The following is an 18,542-nucleotide window of genomic DNA, read 5'->3' as shown; positions in this document are numbered from 1 at the left end:
CCAATGAGTGATGATCTCTTTGGTTTTAGTGATGAATTTAATAGCTTCGACAATTATGTAGCTGATGATAAAACGCTTTCGACAGAATTTTTAGCAGAAGACGAAAATCTTGAATTGGCATTTGGTGACTTGCCAAACAAAGAGACGGCATTGTTTCGTTTGGATCTAATTCGTTATTTGGAAAGGCGCGTAAAAGGAGGTTGGACGCCCAAAAACCTAGACAAGCTCTTGGAAGAGTATGCCCTATTGAAGAAAACTTCGGTCCCGTCATCCAGAACGATAGCTGATTGGAAAAAGCTCTATTACGAGTCAGGTAAAGATGTAGCGTCTCTTATTCCTGGGCATAGCAAAAAAGGAAACAGAAAACTAAAGAACGATTCATCTGATCTAGTTACAGAAGCGATTCAAACCAAGTTTCTGACCAAAGAGCGAGTATCGGTCAACACCGCCTATGAGTACTACAAATATCGAGTTATTGAAGAAAACCGACAATTAGACCAAGTTAAAATAGCGCCAATTTCCCAACGGACATTTTACAATCGTGTAAATGCACTGCCTCCCTATGAAGTTGCTTTAGCTCGTTATGGAAAACGATATGCTGATAATAAGTTTAAGACTGTTGGGTCAATCATTCCGGCAACGCGGCCAATGGAATATGTAGAAATAGACCACACTACAGCTCCTGTGATTTTACTTGATGATGATTTGGAGCTTCCTCTTGGCAGACCACACTTAACAATACTTTATGATAGATACTCCACTTGCATCGTTGGTCTTTCTGTTAATTATAGAGATCCTAGCTACGAGACAGTACGAGCAGCTTTTCTTAATTCAGTTCTTAAGAAGGATTGGATTAAAGAAAAGTACCCAAGCATTAAATCTGAATGGCCTTGTTACGGAAAAATCACAAATTTGATAGTGGATAACGGTGCGGAGTTTTGGAGTGATAGCCTAGAGTCAGCATTAAAGCCATTAGTAACAGATATTCAATATAATCAACGTGGTAAACCGTGGCGAAAAGCGGGTGTTGAAAAGTCTTTTGATACCTTCTACAAGAAACTATTTAGTCGTTTCCCAGGAAAAACCTTCACCAACCCTACTCAGTTAAAAGACTACAACCCGAAGCGAGACGCTGTCATTAATGTGTCTGATTTTCTCGAGCTGTTACATAAGTGGCTTATTGACGTTTATCATAAAAAAGCGGACACGAGGTACAAGAGAGTTCCTTACCAGAAATGGACAGAGTCGCAAGGAACGATAATCTTTTGTGAAGGCCCTGAAGCAGAGCAATTAAAGATTGAGCTTGGAGTTGTAAACCATCGGACTATAAGAAGAGGCGCAATTGAATTGCATTCTCTTAGATACCAGTCTGATGAATTGGAAGAGTACGGTAAGCAGTATTCTAGTCGTGCAAGAAAAAGCGCTTATGTGAAAACTAAGACAGACCCAAACGATATCAGCTCGATTTACGTTTACCTTGAGGAAGAGAAAAAATACATCAAAGTCCCAGCAGTCGATCATACGGGTTATACAAAAGGCCGATCTTTATATGAACATCAACGAATTAACAGTTTAAGAAGGTTGAAAGTCCGTTTGGGAGAGCAAGACGAATCATTAGCCGATGCGTCATTGTATTTGGACAGGGCTATGGATGAAGCAATAGAACGTATGAGTCGTTCTAAGTCCAAAAAATCGGCACTTCCTAAAACAACTCATGCTTCAAAAATAGCAAAGCAAAGAGGTGTTGGTAGTGAAGGACCTAGTACCATTGTCACTACGTCACCTAAACCTATCAGTGAAGTACCAAAAGAAGTAATAGATATTGGTACAGCTAGTGATGACCTCAGCGATATAGAGGGGTATTAGTGAACATACTTAGTGATCTTCAAATAGAGCAATATACATCTTTTAGAGAGTGTTTCTTAGAATACCCTCAGTTGACGGAAATTTATAACGTCTTTGATCGAATGGTATTGAATAGCTCTCTTGGAGGGGAACAAGAGTCATTATTGCTAACGGGAGATACAGGTGTTGGCAAGACGGCGATGATTGATAATTATGTTGCAAGGTTTGCAACTAAGGGGAGCCGATGGGCTGAAATGCCAGTATTAAAAACTCGCATCCCAAGTAAAGTTCGTGAGCAAAATACGTTAGAAAGATTATTAATTGACTTAGATAGTCGAGCCTCTAGCCGCCGCAGGAGACCTTACAAAGAAGGAGCGTTAGAACAAGGAGTCGTCAAAAGTTTAATTGAAAAAAAAGTGAAGCTTGTGATCGTTAATGAGGTTCAGGAGCTGATGGAATTCAAAGATGCTAATGAACGACAAACAATAGCGAATACTTTTAAGATGATAAGTGAGGAAGCGCAAGTTTCATTTGTATTGGTGGGTATGCCCTATGCGACTATGCTCGCTGAAGAAGACCAATGGAACTCTCGTTTGGGCTGGAAGCGACACTTAAGTTATTTTCACCTTTCTAAGCTGAGCGAAGCCGATAAAAAAGGTTATATACCTGATGCCGAAGGGAAACGGCATTTTGCAAGCTTTGTTGCCGGACTTGCAGGCAGGATGGGGTTTGAAAAACGCCCTAACTTAACTGGGGATGAAATTCTATTGCCTTTATTTTCAGTCTGTCGTGGAGAGTGCCGTGTGCTGAAGCACTTTCTTGCAGATGCGTTACTTAATGCATTGCAATCTTCAAAGGATACGATTGATAAGCCATTATTATCGGCTTGTTTTGATACTAAATACCCTTATGCGAAACAGAATCCTTTCGAATGTAAGTTAACAGAACTCAAGCTAGTAGAACTGAAAACAGAAACTTCGTACAACAAAGGAGCTCAATTTAAAGAAGACCGATTAATAGGTCGATCATTTACTGATTTATTACCGGTTGATATGTTGTTGAGTAAAACACCTTTAAAAGCTCAGTAATACGCACATTGTTATTTGCTCAGATTCTCCAGCAACGCCGCCTTCTCTTCATCACTCATCTTATCAATGGCGCACGCTAACTCAGCGCTCAATTCGCTCCTACAGAAAAAGTAGTTTAGCGGCACATCTAACTCTTCAGCCATACGTTCAAGCGTACCAATATCAGGTACATGTCTGCCTTTCTCGTAATGATTCATACGACCGCTAGCAGAACTTTGCTCCATACCAATTTTCACCCCTAAATCTTTTTGGGTGATCTTGGCTTTTTTACGCGCAGCTTTGAGCCTCGCTGGGATAGGGTTGTCTTTTTGCACTTACACATTTCTTTTCAACCTTTAGATAACTTAGATTGTCTAAGTTTTACTGATTTTTGTATACTTAGCAATCCTAAGTTTTTATTGCCCGTAAGAGTCACATGAAGAAAGTAACCAGAATTAACCCTCACATGTTTAACCTATTGATTGAAAAAGGGATGGATAATTTCTCCGTCACAGACGCTAGGGATGCTTTGCTAAACAGTGCTTCAACCTTCCCGAGCAAGGACGACGCTCGAAAGTATGTTTATAAGCAACTTCTATCTTTTGAGGAGAAAGGCTGGCTTTCTGTCATTGGGTCTCGAAGAGACAAGCGCTACCATCAAACTAACGAATTCAAAGCGCTCACAATTGAGCCGAGATCGGCTCGAAATAGGAAAGCTAAGGTCGATTCAACGGATGTTCAAATTCCAGAGTGCTCTCTAAATGCACTAGAGCAAGAGAAGAAACAGCATGAAGGCGAGTTGGCGATTACTTTGGGCGAGATTGAGGAGTACCAATCATTATTGACGCGTTTCCCAAACAATAAGCAAGATATGCAGCCGCTATTTAATGCAGCAAGAGAACGTTCAGCCAAGCTATTAGGCAGAATTAATGCACTAACCAACTGGATGCAAGTCGCGCAAAGCAAGGCTCCTCAATGTTAAGAGCATGGCAAGCCGAGTGTGCAGCTCAAGCTATCGAGAAATTCACTTCAAATAAGCATTCACATTTCTTCTGCCAAGCGACCCCTGGAGCGGGTAAAACCGTTATGGCCGCCGAGGTGGCGAGTCGGTTATTTGAACAAGGCATGATTGACCTAGTGCTGTGTTTCTCTCCCTCTCTGACTGTTTCTGAAGGGATGAAAAAGACCTTTTCATGGAAATTGGAATGTTCCTTTAATGGAGGCTTGGGTTCTCTTGGGGGCTCTTACACCTATCAATCAATCCGTTTTTTAGATGAAAACTTCTGGAACACCGTCAGCAAATATCGAGTTTTAGTCGTATTTGATGAGATCCACCATTGTTCGTTTGATGATGAGGGGCGGTCAAACTCATGGGGGCTAGAAATTGTCTCGAAGATCCAAGGTTTTGCTCATTATACTTTGGCGCTGTCGGGCACTCCTTGGCGCTCTGACCGACTACCGATTGTTATGGCTGAGTATTCCGATCCTGAGGGCAAGGTTGTTTGCGATTACCAATACGGCTTGCAACAGGCCGTTGAAGATAAGGTATGCCGCCGTCCTAAAATCGTTTTAATCGATAATGAACACCTGAGTGTTAAGGCTGGCAGTGAAAATCAACACTTCGCTTCTATTATTGATTGCCTTAAACAATCCGATGTCTCTTATCAAAGCGTCATTCACAACGAAGACGCTATGAATTACATATTAAATAGTGGGTGCCAAAAGCTAGCGCAGTTAAGGCAAAAGTCCCCAAGTGCCGGAGGCTTAGTAGTTGCCGCTTCTATTAAACACGCTAAGGACATTCAAAAACGACTTGTTGAGCACTTTAATCAATCAGCATGCATAGTGACTTATCACCATGACAATCCGTTACACGAAATAGAGTCATTTCGTCACTCAACGGTTCAGTGGATAGTCAGTGTTGGGATGATAAGTGAAGGAACGGATATTCCAAGGCTACAGGTTTGCTGTCATATGAGTTCGGTAAAAACGGAGCTTTACTTTAGGCAAGTGCTCGGGCGAATTTTAAGAATCAGTGACTCACCCAATCAAGAAGCGTGGTTGTATACTTTTGCCGAAGAAAGTTTGATTGGGTTTGCTGAAAGAATTGAGCAGGACATTCCTGATAGCTGCATGTACATTAAACAAGAGAATAACGTGCCGAGTGCTATTGATGAAAAACGCCTACCATCAAGTACTGTATCGGAAAGCGTTCAATCTAATCGACCCCAACCAAGCTTACTCAGTTGGGGAGAAACTTCAGATATGATTAATTCAAATAATGCAGGGTTCACTTTAACATTTGATGAACTGAGGTTAGGCCAATTTAAACAGCGAGTTATCGCCGCATTTATCTAAACAGATTCCGCTTCAATCTCTTTCAGTGTTTTACCTGAAGTACTTCTCCAGTAATCGGGCCCGCTGCAAGGGTAACCAAGCAGCACTGCGGCGGCTTGAGAGGCGCTAGTAAATAGAATGTCTTCGGCTGCTACTAGGCGGTCTCCTGATGACGCTAGAATCCCTTTATCTTCTAGGTTACTACGCAGCTTCGTATAGCCTTTAGATAAACTAGGCTGAGCTATTGTTAGTGCCTGAGACCCTTTCAAAACAACAATGCCTTCATCCGTAAGCATTGCCTTAGCATTGACTTTTTTTACCTTGAGCTGCAGTACCATACTTTCTGGTTCGCTTGGTAAGGGAGCATTCGTTTGAGACACCTTCGATTCCAACAGCTTGTGCCCTAAAGAACCGATAACAGTGCGAATATTGTCAATAAAGGTCTCCATGGCATCTCTTTCACCTCTGGGCAATGAAGATGTCGGTGGTTGCTTTTCATTATCGAGGTCATATCGTTTTGACTCTAAGATAATTTCGATCAAACGAGCTTCAAGATACTTAACGTGTGCTTTTGTTAAGTTTTCATCTTTGTTGGTAAAGCAAATAGCTTCATTCCAGAACTCTTTGCCTGCTAAATGTTGTGACAAGCGTTTTTGAATATGTTCTGCTTCTCCAACGTAAACAAGGCTATTGCCACTCTCTGCGTTATAACCAAATAAAAAGTAAACTCCGGGCCGCTGAGTTTCTTCCCATTCAGAGAGTTCTTTGATGTGTACTCTAGGAACCGCAATAGCCTGACCTGTCCAGTTCACAATTTCAGCATGTCGAATACCTGTCACAGAGCCGTTCGCCAAGTATATTTTGAGTTGCGTTCCTCTAGTCATCATCACTCACTTTTAACAACAATCGATGCGCTAGATACTATCTAACTGAATAAAAAATAGCACTTTTATTTATGATCAATTCAATGTGATGCACATTAACGTATAGCTGCCTATGTATGATAAAATCGCGCGATAGACCTACACATCACTAAATTGTTTTCTTCTTGTTAAGAAGGTAACAATTTACCAAAGAGAATCACCATGCTAACAGGCAAAATTCGTAATCAGATCGACCAAGTTTGGGAAATGTTTTGGACAGGCGGCGTCGCTAACCCAATCTCAGTTATCGAGCAGATCTCCTACCTACTGTTCATTCGTCGCTTAGATGAACTGCAAAAGACGGCTGAGCGTCGCAGCCAAGCGACAGGTCTACCACTGAATAACCCAACCTTTACGCCTGATGAGCAAGCTCTACGCTGGAGCAACTTTAAAGACAAAGATCCAGATGTGATGATGGAAATCGTCCGCGACCGTGTGTTCCCAAAGATTAAAACCCTACAAAATGAAGGTAGCTTTGCTGAGCACATGAAAGATGCGATTTTTATGATCCCATCTTCAAAGTTGTTGGATCAGGTCGTGCAATTGCTCAGCGCCATTAACATGGACGACAAAGACACCAAAGGCGATCTGTACGAGTACCTGCTAAGTAAGCTGCAACAGTCGGGTGTGAATGGTCAGTTCCGCACCCCGCGTAACATTATCCAAATGATGGTCGAGCTGATGCAGCCAAAAGTGGATGACACCATTTGTGACCCATCATCAGGGACATGTGGTTTCTTAATGGCGGCAGTTGAATACGTTGAAGAGCATCACGCTAAAGAAGTGAACAAGCCTGATAACCGCAAGCACTTCAACAATGAAATGTTTACTGGCTTTGATTTTGATAAACACATGCTACGCATTGGTGCAATGAACATGCTATTGCACGGCATTGAAAACCCAAGTGTCCATTACCGCGACAGTTTACAAGATCAAGGTGACGAGAACATCTCTGAAGCCTATAAACTCATTCTGGCAAACCCGCCTTTTAAAGGCTCTGTTGATTTTGACATTGTCGCGCCAGATTTGCTGCGAGCGTTAGGTAAAAACCCTGTAGTCAAACAACCTAAGCCTACATACAAAATTGAAAAAGACGAAAACGGTAACGACATTAAAGTCGAGGTGAAAAAGAAAAAGCCAACTGAGAAATCAGAACTGCTGTTCTTAGCCCTAATTCTTCGCATGCTCAAAGTGGGTGGTCGTGCAGCGGTTATCATCCCTGATGGCGTGCTATTTGGTTCGACTAAAGCGCATAAAGCGATTCGTGAGCAAATTGTATCTAAGCAGAAGTTAGAAGCGGTCATTTCACTGCCTTCTGGTGTATTCAAGCCCTACGCTGGGGTAAGTACTGCCATTCTTATCTTCACTAAAACCAACAGTGGCGGCACCGATAATGTTTGGTTCTACGACATGCAGGCCGATGGTTTCTCGTTAGATGATAAACGTAGTCAGCTTTTTAAAGATGGTGAACTACCAACTCACGAACAGAGCAACATTGCCGATATCATTGCACGCTTTAACACGCTAACTAACGGAGACAACACACCAAACAGCGAAAGCCCTGAATACAAGCGTGAAAAGACAGAGCAGAGCTTTATGGTACCTGTTGATGCCATTACCAGTAACGACTTTGACCTAAGCCTCAATCGTTACAAAGAAGTGGTGTACGAAGAAGTGCAATACGATGCGCCGCAAGACATTTTGAAACGCATTAAAACGCTACAAGATAGTATGGCGAAGGGATTAGCTGATTTAGAAGGGTTGCTGAAATGAGCTGGCCTCTAGTTAATTTATCAACTATCTGCCAAATCGATATGGGTTCTGCACCTAAAGGTTCGACATATGTAGAGCTCGATAGCGGTGTGCCACTCATAGCTGGCGCAGCAGACTATGGCGATGTTTTTCCTCGACCAAAGAAAGCAACACTTGAACCTACAAAGCTATGTAAAAAAGGCGACATCATAATTTGTGTTCGAGCTACGATTGGTGATTTGAACTGGGCGGATAAAGAATATTGTCTCGGACGCGGTGTTGCGGGGCTTAGAGCCCATGATGAAAAGTTAGACTCAAAATACCTATGGTACTTTATCGCATCAATTGAAGATGAATTATATCGAAATTCAACGGGTTCGACCTTTCCTCAAATAAATAAGAAAGTAATCGAATCACTTGAAATCCCACTCCCTCCACTAAAAAAACAAAAGCAAATCGCAGCTGCGCTAGAAAAAGCCGATCAACTGCGTAAAGACTGCCAACAAATGGAGCAAGAGCTAAACAGCCTCGCTCAGTCAGTGTTTATTGATATGTTTGGTGATCCCTTGACGAATCCGAAGGGGTGGGATAAACGCCCTTTATTGGAGTTAGTGGCAGATAAAGATGACATCAAATGTGGCCCTTTTGGCACTCAATTAGGTAAATCTGAATTTACCACTGAAGGGGTGCCATTATGGGGGATAAAGCATGTTAACTCTGGCTTCGAAAAACCTACGGTTGAGTATGTTTCTCATGAAAAGGCGTTAGATCTTAAGGCGTATTCTATTGCTGGTGGTGACATTGTGATGACGAGAAAGGGAAATGTAGGTAACTGTTACATTTATCCTGACAATCTTCAAAGTGGGATTATGCATTCTGATTTATTAAGAATACGGCCTTGCAACAGCACAGTGTCTGCATCTTTTCTACAAAAGCAGTTTATGTATAGCAAAGACGTAGAAGGGCAATTAAAGCTTATTAGTCAAGGCGCAATTATGGCCGGAATTAATGTCACTAAGTTGAAATCCTTAATGCTGTTGTCTCCTCCTCTTGAAGAACAAAAAGAATACGAGAAATTTTTAAGTGAAGTAGAAACTAACAAAATCACGTTAGCGCATAAGTTGAGTGAGTCTAACAATATGTTCAATGCTCTCATGCAAAAAGCCTTCAAAGGCGAGCTAAACCTATAACGAACAATAGCTTTTACCTAAAGAGCTGTGATGTAAAAAGGAAATTCAATGTCAGATGCGGTTAACGGTTCAACGAGCAACTTCGGCTTTATGGATGTTGCCCTTAACGGTGGCAATGATGTGTACACCACGCGTTGCGCCGAGATTCAAACTCGTGCCAAAAATGCGGAAAGCAACATCAAAACCGATCCTCGTATTGCTGGTTTCTATGCCCGCAATGCATTGGAGCTAATGGTTGAAACCGTATTTGATATTGATAATTGGCTTACTCGTCCACGTCATGATGCGACTTTAATGTCGCTTATTCATGATAAGGACTTTAAGCAAAATTTAGAAACTCACTTGTTTCCTAAGCTCAAGCTGGTGATCCAAGTGGGTAACGAAGCGGTACACAGCAAAACGACGCTGCCACAGCGTGATGCCCTACAAGCTGTAAAAGAGCTGCATCATGTGCTGTATTGGTTTATTCGTACTTATACGCCCGCCTTTGCAAACAGTGAGTTGAATCGTAACCAATTTGTCGTTCAACCGTTTGATGAAGCGCTTATTCCACAACAAGTCTCAATTGATGCCACAGTTGCGACCAAAGCCCTGAGCAGCATTAAACGGGTTAAAGAGCTAGAGAAGCAGCTAGAGCAAGACGACAAAGTCGAGCGTGAAGCCTACTTACAGCAACTTAAAGAGAACGAAACGTTAAAAGCGGCAAACCAAGCATTACTTGAGCAGATAGAGCAAGCTAAACAAAGTGCTGAAAAAGTCACGGATGCGCACGACTATAACGAGGACGAAACTCGAACTTATCTTATCGATGTACTGCTACACGAAGCTGGCTGGAAGCTAGAACATAAATGTGACCGTGAATACCCTGTATCGGGTATGCCTATCTCAAAGGTTAACCCTAAAGGAAATGGTTTTGTCGATTATGTACTCTGGGGAGACGACGGCACAGCTTTAGCGGTTGTTGAAGCAAAACGCACTCATCGCCGTGCAGAAGACGGACAACAACAAGCAAAGCTCTATGCCGACTGTTTAGAAAAACAGTGTGGTGTGCGCCCAGTTATCTTCTACACCAATGGCTATGATACCCATCTGTGGGATGATCATTTCTACCCGCCGCGTCAAGTTCAGGGCTTTTACACCAAGGCCGAACTTGAGCTTATGGTGAAGCGTCGTACCGACCGAAAATTCTTTTTCGAAAGCGGCATGCCGAACAGCAATCTTGTTATAAATAACGAGATCACCAACCGTCACTATCAAAAATCAGCCATTACTAAACTATTACAAGACTTTGAGCTAGATCATGAGCGCAAAGGGTTATTTGTAATGGCAACGGGTACGGGTAAAACGCGTACCGTGATCAGCCTTGTTGATTTGTTGGTGAAAAACGATTGGGTTAAGAACGTTCTGTTCCTTGCCGACCGTAACGCATTGCTTACCCAAGCCAAGAAGAACTTCGTTAAGCTACTGCCTCGCGTAAGTTGTTCTATTTTGGATTCAGGGCAGAGCAAGAATAACATCGACAGCCGTTTGTATTTTTCTACTTACCCAACAATGAAGAATCTATTGGATCGTGCTGCGGATGAACGCCCGTTTGGTGTCGGTCATTTTGATCTGATTATTGTCGATGAAGCGCACCGCTCAGTCTATTCCAAGTATCGTCAAATTTTTGAGTATTTTGACGGCTTCTTAGTGGGCTTAACCGCGACACCAAAAGATGAAGTTGAAAAAGATACTTATGGCATTTTCGAACTACAAAAAGGGATGCCAACCTACGCTTATGAAGACGATAAAGCGTATGACCAAGGCTACCTTGTACCACCGACCAAAATCTCTGTTGCGACTAAGTTTTTACGTGAGGGCGTGAAGTACAAAGATCTGTCAGACGAAGAGCAGGAAGAGTGGGAAAACAAAGCCGAACTCGAAGATCGCGACGAAGTGTTGCCGTCAGAAGTGAATAAGTTTCTGTTTAACGAAGATACCGCAGAAAAAATGTTTGCTCAGTTAATGAGTAAAGATGATCGAGGTGGTATCCATGTTGAAGGTGGCGATGTTATAGGTAAAACCATCGTCTTTGCAGCCAATAATGATCATGCTGTTTTCCTTGAGAAGATGTTCAACAAGAACTACCCGAAATGGGCAGGTAAGCTCGCACGCGTCATTACCTTCAAAGAAACCTACGCACAAAGCCTAATCGATGAGTTTGGTGGCGATGAGAACAAAATTGATGAGTTCGACCCGAAGAACCCAACCTGCCGTATCGCAATTTCTGTAGATATGTTGGATACCGGTATTGATGTACCAGAAGTGGTCAACCTTGTGTTTTTCAAAGTCATCCGTTCTAAAGTGAAATTCACGCAGATGATTGGCCGTGGCACACGTTTGTGTAAAGACCTCTTTGGTCCGAATGACCACAAAAAGACGTTTAAGGTCTTCGATTACTGTCAGAACTTTGAGTATTTCGATGCTAATCCCGAAGGCATAGCTGTGGGTGTAGCAAAACCCGTGACTCAACAGGTATTCGAGAAGCGCGTTCTACTTAGTACATTGCTTAATAACCAGCTGAATAATGAAGAGTTTCGCGAACAAAACCCAGAAGACTGTGAGCTCTATACAGAGCTAAACCGCTATCAACTAGACATGTTACACCACCTTGTGAGTGGCATGAATCTCGATAACTTTATCGTAAGACCAAAGCGCCAAGCGGTAGAGCCCTTCTTAGAAAGAGAGCATTGGGACAATATTGACGATACCAAGTTTACAGAGCTAGAGAGCCAAATTTCTGCGCTACCAACTGAAGCTGAAGCGTTTAATTCGGATGAGCAACTTAATCACTTATCACACCGCTTCGATAGCTTGGTGTTAACCATGCAATTGGACCTGTTAGAGAAAGGTATGTTGTCGGAAACAAGCCGCGGACGAGTGGTTGAGTTTGCTGAGCAGCTTGAAGCGAAATCGACGATTCCAGCAGTACAAGCGCAGCTGCAACTTATCCAAGATATTCAGACCCAAGAGTTTTGGCAGGATATCCATTTAGTGACGCTTGAAGAGCTACGTCGTAAATTACGAAATCTAATGTTCGCGTTGGACAAAGATAAAAAAGAGATGGTGTACACCAACTTTGAAGACGAAGTTCAAGGTGTCCATGACGTGACAAACGTGTACAAGAATCCAAGCGTTGATTTAGCCCAGTATCGCAAGAAAATTGAGCTCTATATTCAAGATCACCAAGATCAGCTAACAATTCAAAAGCTCAAGCGCAATAAATCCATCACTCAAGCCGATTTAGACGTCCTAGAAGGCTTACTACTGGATGCAAGCGGTATGAGTGACGTGGAAGCTTACCGTGAGAAGATCTTACAAGAGAAGCCGCTAGGCACGTTTATCCGTGAACTCATCGGTTTAGACATGAATGCAGCCAAAGAAGCATTCAGCAGTTTCCTTGATGCAGAGTCATATAACGCTGAACAGATTCAATTCGTCGATCAAGTGATCGATTACTTAGTTAATAACGGCATTCTCGAGATGTCACAACTCTTCGAGCCACCATTTACTGATAACCACGGCGAAAGCGCCTACGGCTTCTTCGATGAAGGAACAGTAGTGGAGCTGTTTGGAGTGATTCGTAAGGTAAATGCGAATGCAGTGGCTGAAGAAAGTAAGAGTGCTTAGAGAATCTGTATGAGATTGTAGATAAATGGCCTGTGATTTTTTGAAGTTTTTAAGAATGTTCTTGACTGTAAATGGTGGAAATTTAGGTGAATGATACTGTACCAATGGCCCTTTTGAGTGAGACTGATATCTTAATACGGGCAGCGCGTTTAGTCGATAGAGATGAAATTACGTTGGCTGTTAAGTTATTAGAGCAAGCACATAGCGAAAAACCTCGTTCAGAAAGGCTACTTAGTATCTTAAGCAATCTCCACCACAAACTTGGAAACTATGCCAAAGCAAAGGAATTTACCGAAGCGGCTTTTTATGACTTATCACCTTCAGCTATGCACTCTGAAATGGAATTGCCTAATGAAAGTGATGTTTCTTTTTTGGCGGATAAATCAAGTGAGCTAGTGGATGTTGAGTACAATTTTGAAAGCTCTGGTACTCAACCAATAAAATCACCCAGAAAAACTTTGAGCTTAAACAGAAAGGTGAATAACTCATCTGATGAAGCGGAAGTTAAAATATATCATCGTTCTAAGAAAAAAAATGTTCTTCTCAAGCCCTTAAATCTGGCGGATGAAGCCGACCTTCCCGTCAACTCTTCATCATCTATAAAGCAAGTTGAAATTGACATACCAAAACCCTGCACGAAGAGTCTCGAACTGCAAAGTGGAAAATCGCTGAGCCCAGCAGAGGATTTAGATGATTATGTAGTGGAAGAGCTAGATGGATTTTTCGAACAATTAAATGAAGAAGATACGAATGATGATATAGCGAGTGATATCTATAGTTATGCAGAAGAAGTAATTCCAGAAGATGAATTATTTGTAACTGATAATAACGAGTTAGAGCTTTATGACTTGTGGGTTGATGATGAGCAAGTTAATGATGACAATGCAGGAAATAGTGCTTTAGAGAACAGCCTGACTTTTGAGGAGCGAGCTCGTTTTGTTGCTGTAGACTGTATTATTGAGTTTGGTTGGCATGCCAGAGAGTTACCATTTTTGGTCGATGTATTCAGTGGACCTGGTTGGCATAATACAAAAGTTGCACTATCAAGAGAAGTTCAGTCTGGGGCAACAGTAGAAGAATTAGAGTTGGCCTTTGAAGTTAAGACATTTTGGAAGGATAGTTCACGATATTGGATTACGTTTTCAAAAGCGTGGGTTAGCGGAGAGAGTGCAGGTTCAACCTATAAACATTGTAGTTGGAAACAAGCTTTACGCTTAGTTCGTTTGTTTAATGGCGTTCCAACGTTTGAAGAAATATATGATTTCTTAGAAACTGAATTTGAGTATTGGTACGCGCATACTATTTTGAGGCGCTGTTTCCCTGCTTTTAATCACTATTTATTTAGTTATCGACTCCATAGCCGAAATATTGATTCGATGTTTGGCGGTTTTGCTGTCCCCGAGTTTTTTGACGGTTTAAATACAATATCGTCCCACCTACCTCACTCGGATGAAATGTTATCACTTAAAGATATGGGTATTGATTTAGCGAATAAATTTGTGAGTAAAAACTCGTTTGTGAGTGATGATTATACGGATGACTATTTGTTAGAGCTATGGAACCAAAAGGCATAGATAGAGCTAAGAGGAAAAGACCATGCATGTTCAAAAGAGGCTCAAGCCCGTCAGAGGTTGCTGGGTGTTACACGAAAAGTTTGGTCGCGGTCTTGTGCGCCAAGTTTTGGATAATATTGACGGAGTTACATTAAAGGTTGGTTGGCAAAATCGTGAGTATGGTCAGACACTCGTTTCAGCTTCATCTGTAGGTTCTGGTTTTATGGTAGGTATGGAGGTGCAGCATGTTCCTGCGTCTAAAGTAGAGTCATGTCTAGAAGAAGGGATTGTACTCAAAATAAAAGAAATTGCGGGCTTCCATCAGGTTCTAGTTAATTTTTCTGAATCGTCAATTACTCGCTGGTTGCCATTTGAGCGGCTGTCTTGGATTAAAGGTGTAGAACATCGGTTTTGTACTAATGACTTTGGTGACTTAATTACACCTGTGAGATTTAAGTTAAAAGTCCTCGCGCACGCTATTGAGAATTGGAATGAAAATACAGGGTCGTTATCACGGTTAGACATTGATCCTTTGCCGCATCAAGTACATTTGGTTCACCATATCCTAGCTTCTGGTCACCTCAATTGGATGATTGCCGATGATGTTGGTCTAGGCAAAACTATAGAAACGGGAATGTTATTAAAGGCTCTAGAGCAAAGAGGACAAGCTGAGCGTGTCCTATTAGTTACACCTGCAGGATTGACTTCTCAGTGGAAAGAAGAACTCCATAATAAATTTGGCTTGAGCGAATTCCGAATATATGGCGAGAACTTCAATATCGATGAAGGGCGAGAATGGGGTATGTACAAACACGTGATAGGTTCAATTGATAGGTTCAAAGAAGAGCATCATTTAGAAAAGTTATTGCGTGCAGAGCCTTGGGATCTTGTTATTTTTGACGAAGCTCATCGCCTTAGTCGAAGACAGTATGGGATGAAATATGATGCCTCGAATCGATTCCAACTTGCTAATTTTTTGAGGGCTAAAACAAAAGCTATGGTGCTATTAAGTGCTACCCCTCACCAGGGCAAACCTGACAAGTTTCAAAGCTTATTGATGTTACTAAATCCAGATAGAAAAGAAGAAATTGAGACATTGGCACTGAATCCTGAAATTCTGTCTGAGATGATTATTAGAAATAATAAATCGGATGTGACCGATTTAGAAGGTAATTTTATCTTTAAAGGTAAAACCACAAAAGCAATACGAGTTACGCACGACAAAGCCTTGAAAGATTTTGATTGTTCACTTCAATCCTATCTGAGAAAAGGTTACCAAACAGCTAGTGAGATGGGGCAAACAGGTAATGCAATCGGATTTGTTATGACTGTATACCGAAAGCTAGCAGCATCCAGTGCAAAGGCGATTAATAAAGCACTACACAATAGGAAACGTAGGCTTGTTGAAGAGGCTCAATCAGTAGGCGTTGATGACGACCTATTGGTGCAGGATGAACGTTACTTTGGCGAAGCAGAAGAGCTACAGTTGCAAACTACACAAGGAAAAGAATTCTTTGACGGTGAGCTAGAACAGCTGAATATTCTGATTGCGGAGAGTGAACAAGTACTTATAACGGATCCCAAACTGAAGGAATTTAAAGAGGTTTTGATCCCATCAATACTCGCAAACCACAAGTCAGAGAAAATCTTGATATTTACAGAGTATCGCTCAACACAAGACTACCTAAAGACAGCCCTTGAAGAACATTATGGCGATGGCTGTGTGAATTTGATTAATGGTTCTATGAAACATCCGGTCCGCCGAGAAGCTATCAGAAACTTTGAAGATGCGGGGCAGTTCTTAATTTCAACGGAAGCCGGTGGTGAAGGTATTAACCTTCAAGACAAGTGTCATATTATGATTAATTATGATTTGCCTTGGAACCCCATGAGATTGGTACAACGCATTGGTCGCTTATATCGCTATGGTCAAAAACACCGTGTAGTAGTTTTTAACCTTTATTCTCCTGAGTCAATGGATGATCAAATAATGGATCTGATGCACGAAAGAATTGAACAAGTTGTAGGTGACTTATCTTCATTGAGTGGGGAATACAATGAGCGTTTGAGTGATGACATAATGGGAGAAGTCGCGGACCTTGTCGATGTGGGAGACATACTGCTAGAAGCTACAAGCGACGGTATAACTCGCACAAGAGAGCGCATCGAAGAAGCGTTAGAAAAAGCCAAAAATTCAGCAAGTAAACAGCGTGAGCTATTCGAATATGCCGCAGGGTTTGATCCTAAAGAGGTAAAAGAAGAGCTAAATATTACATCGGAACATGTGATGTTTTTTACGCAAGGAATGTTTGACTTATTGGATATAGAAGTTGTAGATAAGACCCATAAAAACCTTATATGGCAAATTAAACTAAATGACGCTATTGCAACGGATTTAGGGGTAAGGAGAACTAGGTGGCAGATTACGTTTGACCGTACTCTTCATGCGAGTCGTGGAAATTGCGAGATGATGGATCTCGATAACTTTATTTTCAAGTATTTACTTAAAAAAGCTAAGTCGTATGAGTTTGGTGGACTAACAGCCTCCATTGGCAAGTCGTCTCAGCTGGAAGGTGCTGTAATATGTTCATATTTAAGGTGGCAAAACTCTCTTGGTCTGAGGCAGCGACAAGAGTTAGTGGCTATCCAAGTTAGTCAGGATAAAGAGGTTACATTGAACACTCAAGATTTCTGCAACTGGCTGAAAGATGACGGTATTTCATATTTTGAGAGTAATAAGCAGGACTTAAAGGACTTGTTTCAAGCTTCCCAAATTAAAAGTTCAGAGGTGTTAAAGGCTAAGTCGAATCAGTTACTTCACCCTGAAAGTATTGCTCCCATTGCGGCCGCATTATTTCATAAGTAATTTTTGACTTACGAGGACGTTACCTCTTTAGAGTTTATTAAAGTTCACAATTTGGCTCCATAGAATTTGAATTATTGGGATTAACGGTAATACTAAAACTTAGAAATTCTAAGTTTTAGTGGTGACATGTGAAAACGGACATTCAACTTTACCCTGACGAATCGCTCGAAAGCTTCTTGTTGCGCTTATCGCAAGAGCAAGGTTACGAGCGATTTTCTCATTTCGCCGAAGATATTTGGTTCGACACCATGGATCAGCATGAGGCGATGGCTGGTGCTTTCCCCTTAGATCTTAACCGAGTCAATATCTACCACGCTCAAACCACAAGCCAAATGCGGGTGCGGGTTCTTATTTATCTTGAGAACCAATTAAGACTCAACAACTTTGGTGTACTGCGCCTAGCGCTATCACATTCAAAAGATCAATTCTCTCCGCAATACAAAGCCGTACATAGGTTTGGTTCTGACTATCCTTATGCTTTTGTTCGTAAGCGCTTCACGCCTATTTGCCCCCTATGTATTGGCGAAGCTTCCTACATTCATCAGCAGTGGCAATTTATCTCTCACCAAGCTTGTGAACATCATGGCTGTAAGCTGATTCATCACTGCCCTGAGTGTAATTCGAGGCTTGAATACCAAAGTACCGAGAGTATTAGCCAATGTGAATGTGGTTATGAACTCCGAAACTCGCCAGTAGAAGATGCGCCAGAGGTTGAGGTATTAGTTGCTCAATGGTTGTCAGGGAATGATTCAAAACCCTTGGGATTATTAAAAGGAGAAATGACGTTATCTGAGCGCTATGGTTTCTTACTTTGGTATGTAAATCGCTATGGTGATATCGATGGTCTCTGTTTTGAGTCATTCATCGAATACTGCGGCTCTTGGCCAACGTCATTGTGGCAAGACTTCGATGTTTTGAAAGAGAAGACAGAGCTCGTCCGAGTAAAAGATTGGAAGAAGATGTTTTTCAATGAAGCTTTTGGTGCTCTGCTTAAAGATTGCCGTCAGTTACCCAGTCGGCAGTTGAGTCACAATATCGTGCTTACTCAGGTGTTAGCTTACTTTACACAGTTGATGGCAACAGTATCTTCAAGCGCGAAAGGTAATATAGGTGATGTGCTGCTCAGCCCCTTAGAAGCTTCTACATTGCTTTCTTGTACAACAGATGAGGTATATCGGTTGTATGAGTTTGGTGAGATCAAAGCCGCGATCAGGCCGCGAATGCACACAAAGATTGCAAGTCACGAATCGGCGTTTACTCTGAGAAGTATCATTGAAACAAAGTTGACGCGAATGAGCTCTGAAAGTGATGGTTTAAGCGTGTATCTACCAGAGTGGTAA

General features: G+C 41.8%; 12 protein-coding genes. 10 read left to right on the top strand and 2 right to left on the bottom strand.

What is annotated here, in order from left to right; genetic code table 11:
- Positions 1-3 precede the first annotated feature (3 nt).
- Together ACED60_RS16110 and ACED60_RS16105 are read left to right on the top strand one after the other, a co-directional pair.
- The gene (locus ACED60_RS16110) at positions 4-1,866 is read left to right on the top strand and encodes a Mu transposase C-terminal domain-containing protein (RefSeq protein ID WP_371727995.1); all 1,863 of its coding nucleotides are present in this window, start codon (positions 4-6) and stop codon (positions 1,864-1,866) included.
- Complete coding sequence (locus ACED60_RS16105) at positions 1,866-2,933, top strand: TniB family NTP-binding protein (protein WP_371727994.1); 1,068 nt, start codon at positions 1,866-1,868, stop codon at positions 2,931-2,933. Before ACED60_RS16110 ends, ACED60_RS16105 begins: the two co-directional genes overlap by 1 nt.
- 11 nt (positions 2,934-2,944) lie before the next feature.
- Here ACED60_RS16105 and ACED60_RS16100 read toward each other — a convergent pair whose 3' ends face one another.
- Entirely contained in the window at positions 2,945-3,247 is a 303-nt protein-coding gene (locus ACED60_RS16100) for a helix-turn-helix domain-containing protein (RefSeq protein WP_102491820.1), read from the bottom strand.
- A gap of 101 nt (positions 3,248-3,348) precedes the next feature.
- Here ACED60_RS16100 and ACED60_RS16095 point away from each other — a divergent pair, with 101 nt between their 5' ends.
- Together ACED60_RS16095 and ACED60_RS16090 are read left to right on the top strand one after the other, a co-directional pair.
- Positions 3,349-3,894, top strand: coding sequence for a hypothetical protein (locus tag ACED60_RS16095; protein WP_371727993.1), 546 nt, complete (start codon positions 3,349-3,351; stop codon positions 3,892-3,894).
- Positions 3,888-5,270 carry a DEAD/DEAH box helicase gene (locus ACED60_RS16090; protein ID WP_371727992.1) on the top strand — a complete coding sequence of 461 codons (1,383 nt, stop codon included), beginning with the start codon at positions 3,888-3,890 and terminating at the stop codon, positions 5,268-5,270. The genes ACED60_RS16095 and ACED60_RS16090 overlap by 7 nt, the downstream gene beginning before the upstream one ends.
- Here the strand turns inward: ACED60_RS16090 and ACED60_RS16085 are convergent.
- The gene (locus ACED60_RS16085) at positions 5,267-6,136 is read right to left on the bottom strand and encodes a GIY-YIG nuclease family protein (RefSeq protein ID WP_371727991.1); all 870 of its coding nucleotides are present in this window, start codon (positions 6,134-6,136) and stop codon (positions 5,267-5,269) included. The two genes, ACED60_RS16090 and ACED60_RS16085, sit on opposite strands and share 4 nt — an antisense overlap.
- 198 nt (positions 6,137-6,334) lie before the next feature.
- Here ACED60_RS16085 and ACED60_RS16080 point away from each other — a divergent pair, with 198 nt between their 5' ends.
- The 6 genes from ACED60_RS16080 to ACED60_RS16055 all read left to right on the top strand — a co-directional run bounded on the left by ACED60_RS16080 (position 6,335) and on the right by ACED60_RS16055 (position 18,542).
- The gene (locus ACED60_RS16080; protein WP_371727990.1) at positions 6,335-7,945 is read left to right on the top strand and encodes an N-6 DNA methylase; all 1,611 of its coding nucleotides are present in this window, start codon (positions 6,335-6,337) and stop codon (positions 7,943-7,945) included.
- Entirely contained in the window at positions 7,942-9,114 is a 1,173-nt protein-coding gene (locus tag ACED60_RS16075) for a restriction endonuclease subunit S (protein WP_371727989.1), read from the top strand. Before ACED60_RS16080 ends, ACED60_RS16075 begins: the two co-directional genes overlap by 4 nt.
- Before the next feature lie 48 nt (positions 9,115-9,162).
- Complete coding sequence (locus ACED60_RS16070; RefSeq protein ID WP_371727988.1) at positions 9,163-12,783, top strand: DEAD/DEAH box helicase family protein; 3,621 nt, start codon at positions 9,163-9,165, stop codon at positions 12,781-12,783.
- 86 nt (positions 12,784-12,869) lie between these two features.
- Positions 12,870-14,357: a tetratricopeptide repeat protein gene (locus ACED60_RS16065; protein WP_131828384.1), complete on the top strand. Its 1,488-nt coding sequence runs from the start codon at positions 12,870-12,872 to the stop codon at positions 14,355-14,357.
- Positions 14,358-14,421: 64 nt separating this feature from the next.
- On the top strand, positions 14,422-17,202 hold the full coding sequence (locus ACED60_RS16060) for a DEAD/DEAH box helicase (RefSeq protein ID WP_371727987.1): 2,781 nt from the start codon (positions 14,422-14,424) through the stop codon (positions 17,200-17,202).
- Between the two features lie 128 nt (positions 17,203-17,330).
- A complete protein-coding gene (locus ACED60_RS16055) occupies positions 17,331-18,542 on the top strand; it encodes a TniQ family protein (RefSeq protein ID WP_371727986.1) in 1,212 nt (403 codons plus the stop codon).

Source organism: Vibrio sp. 1F279, assembly GCF_041439815.1.
In the GTDB taxonomy this organism is placed as follows: domain Bacteria; phylum Pseudomonadota; class Gammaproteobacteria; order Enterobacterales; family Vibrionaceae; genus Vibrio; species Vibrio tasmaniensis_A.
This window is presented reverse-complemented; position numbering and strand designations above follow the sequence as displayed.

Coding starts and splice junctions, on each gene's coding strand:
- ACED60_RS16110 (WP_371727995.1), top strand. CDS start 4: ATGAGTGATGATCTCTTTGGTTTTAGTGATGAATTTAATAGCTTCGAC.
- ACED60_RS16095 (WP_371727993.1), top strand. CDS start 3,349: ATGAAGAAAGTAACCAGAATTAACCCTCACATGTTTAACCTATTGATT.
- ACED60_RS16090 (WP_371727992.1), top strand. CDS start 3,888: ATGTTAAGAGCATGGCAAGCCGAGTGTGCAGCTCAAGCTATCGAGAAA.
- ACED60_RS16085 (WP_371727991.1), bottom strand. CDS start 6,136: ATGATGACTAGAGGAACGCAACTCAAAATATACTTGGCGAACGGCTCT.
- ACED60_RS16080 (WP_371727990.1), top strand. CDS start 6,335: ATGCTAACAGGCAAAATTCGTAATCAGATCGACCAAGTTTGGGAAATG.
- ACED60_RS16075 (WP_371727989.1), top strand. CDS start 7,942: ATGAGCTGGCCTCTAGTTAATTTATCAACTATCTGCCAAATCGATATG.
- ACED60_RS16070 (WP_371727988.1), top strand. CDS start 9,163: ATGTCAGATGCGGTTAACGGTTCAACGAGCAACTTCGGCTTTATGGAT.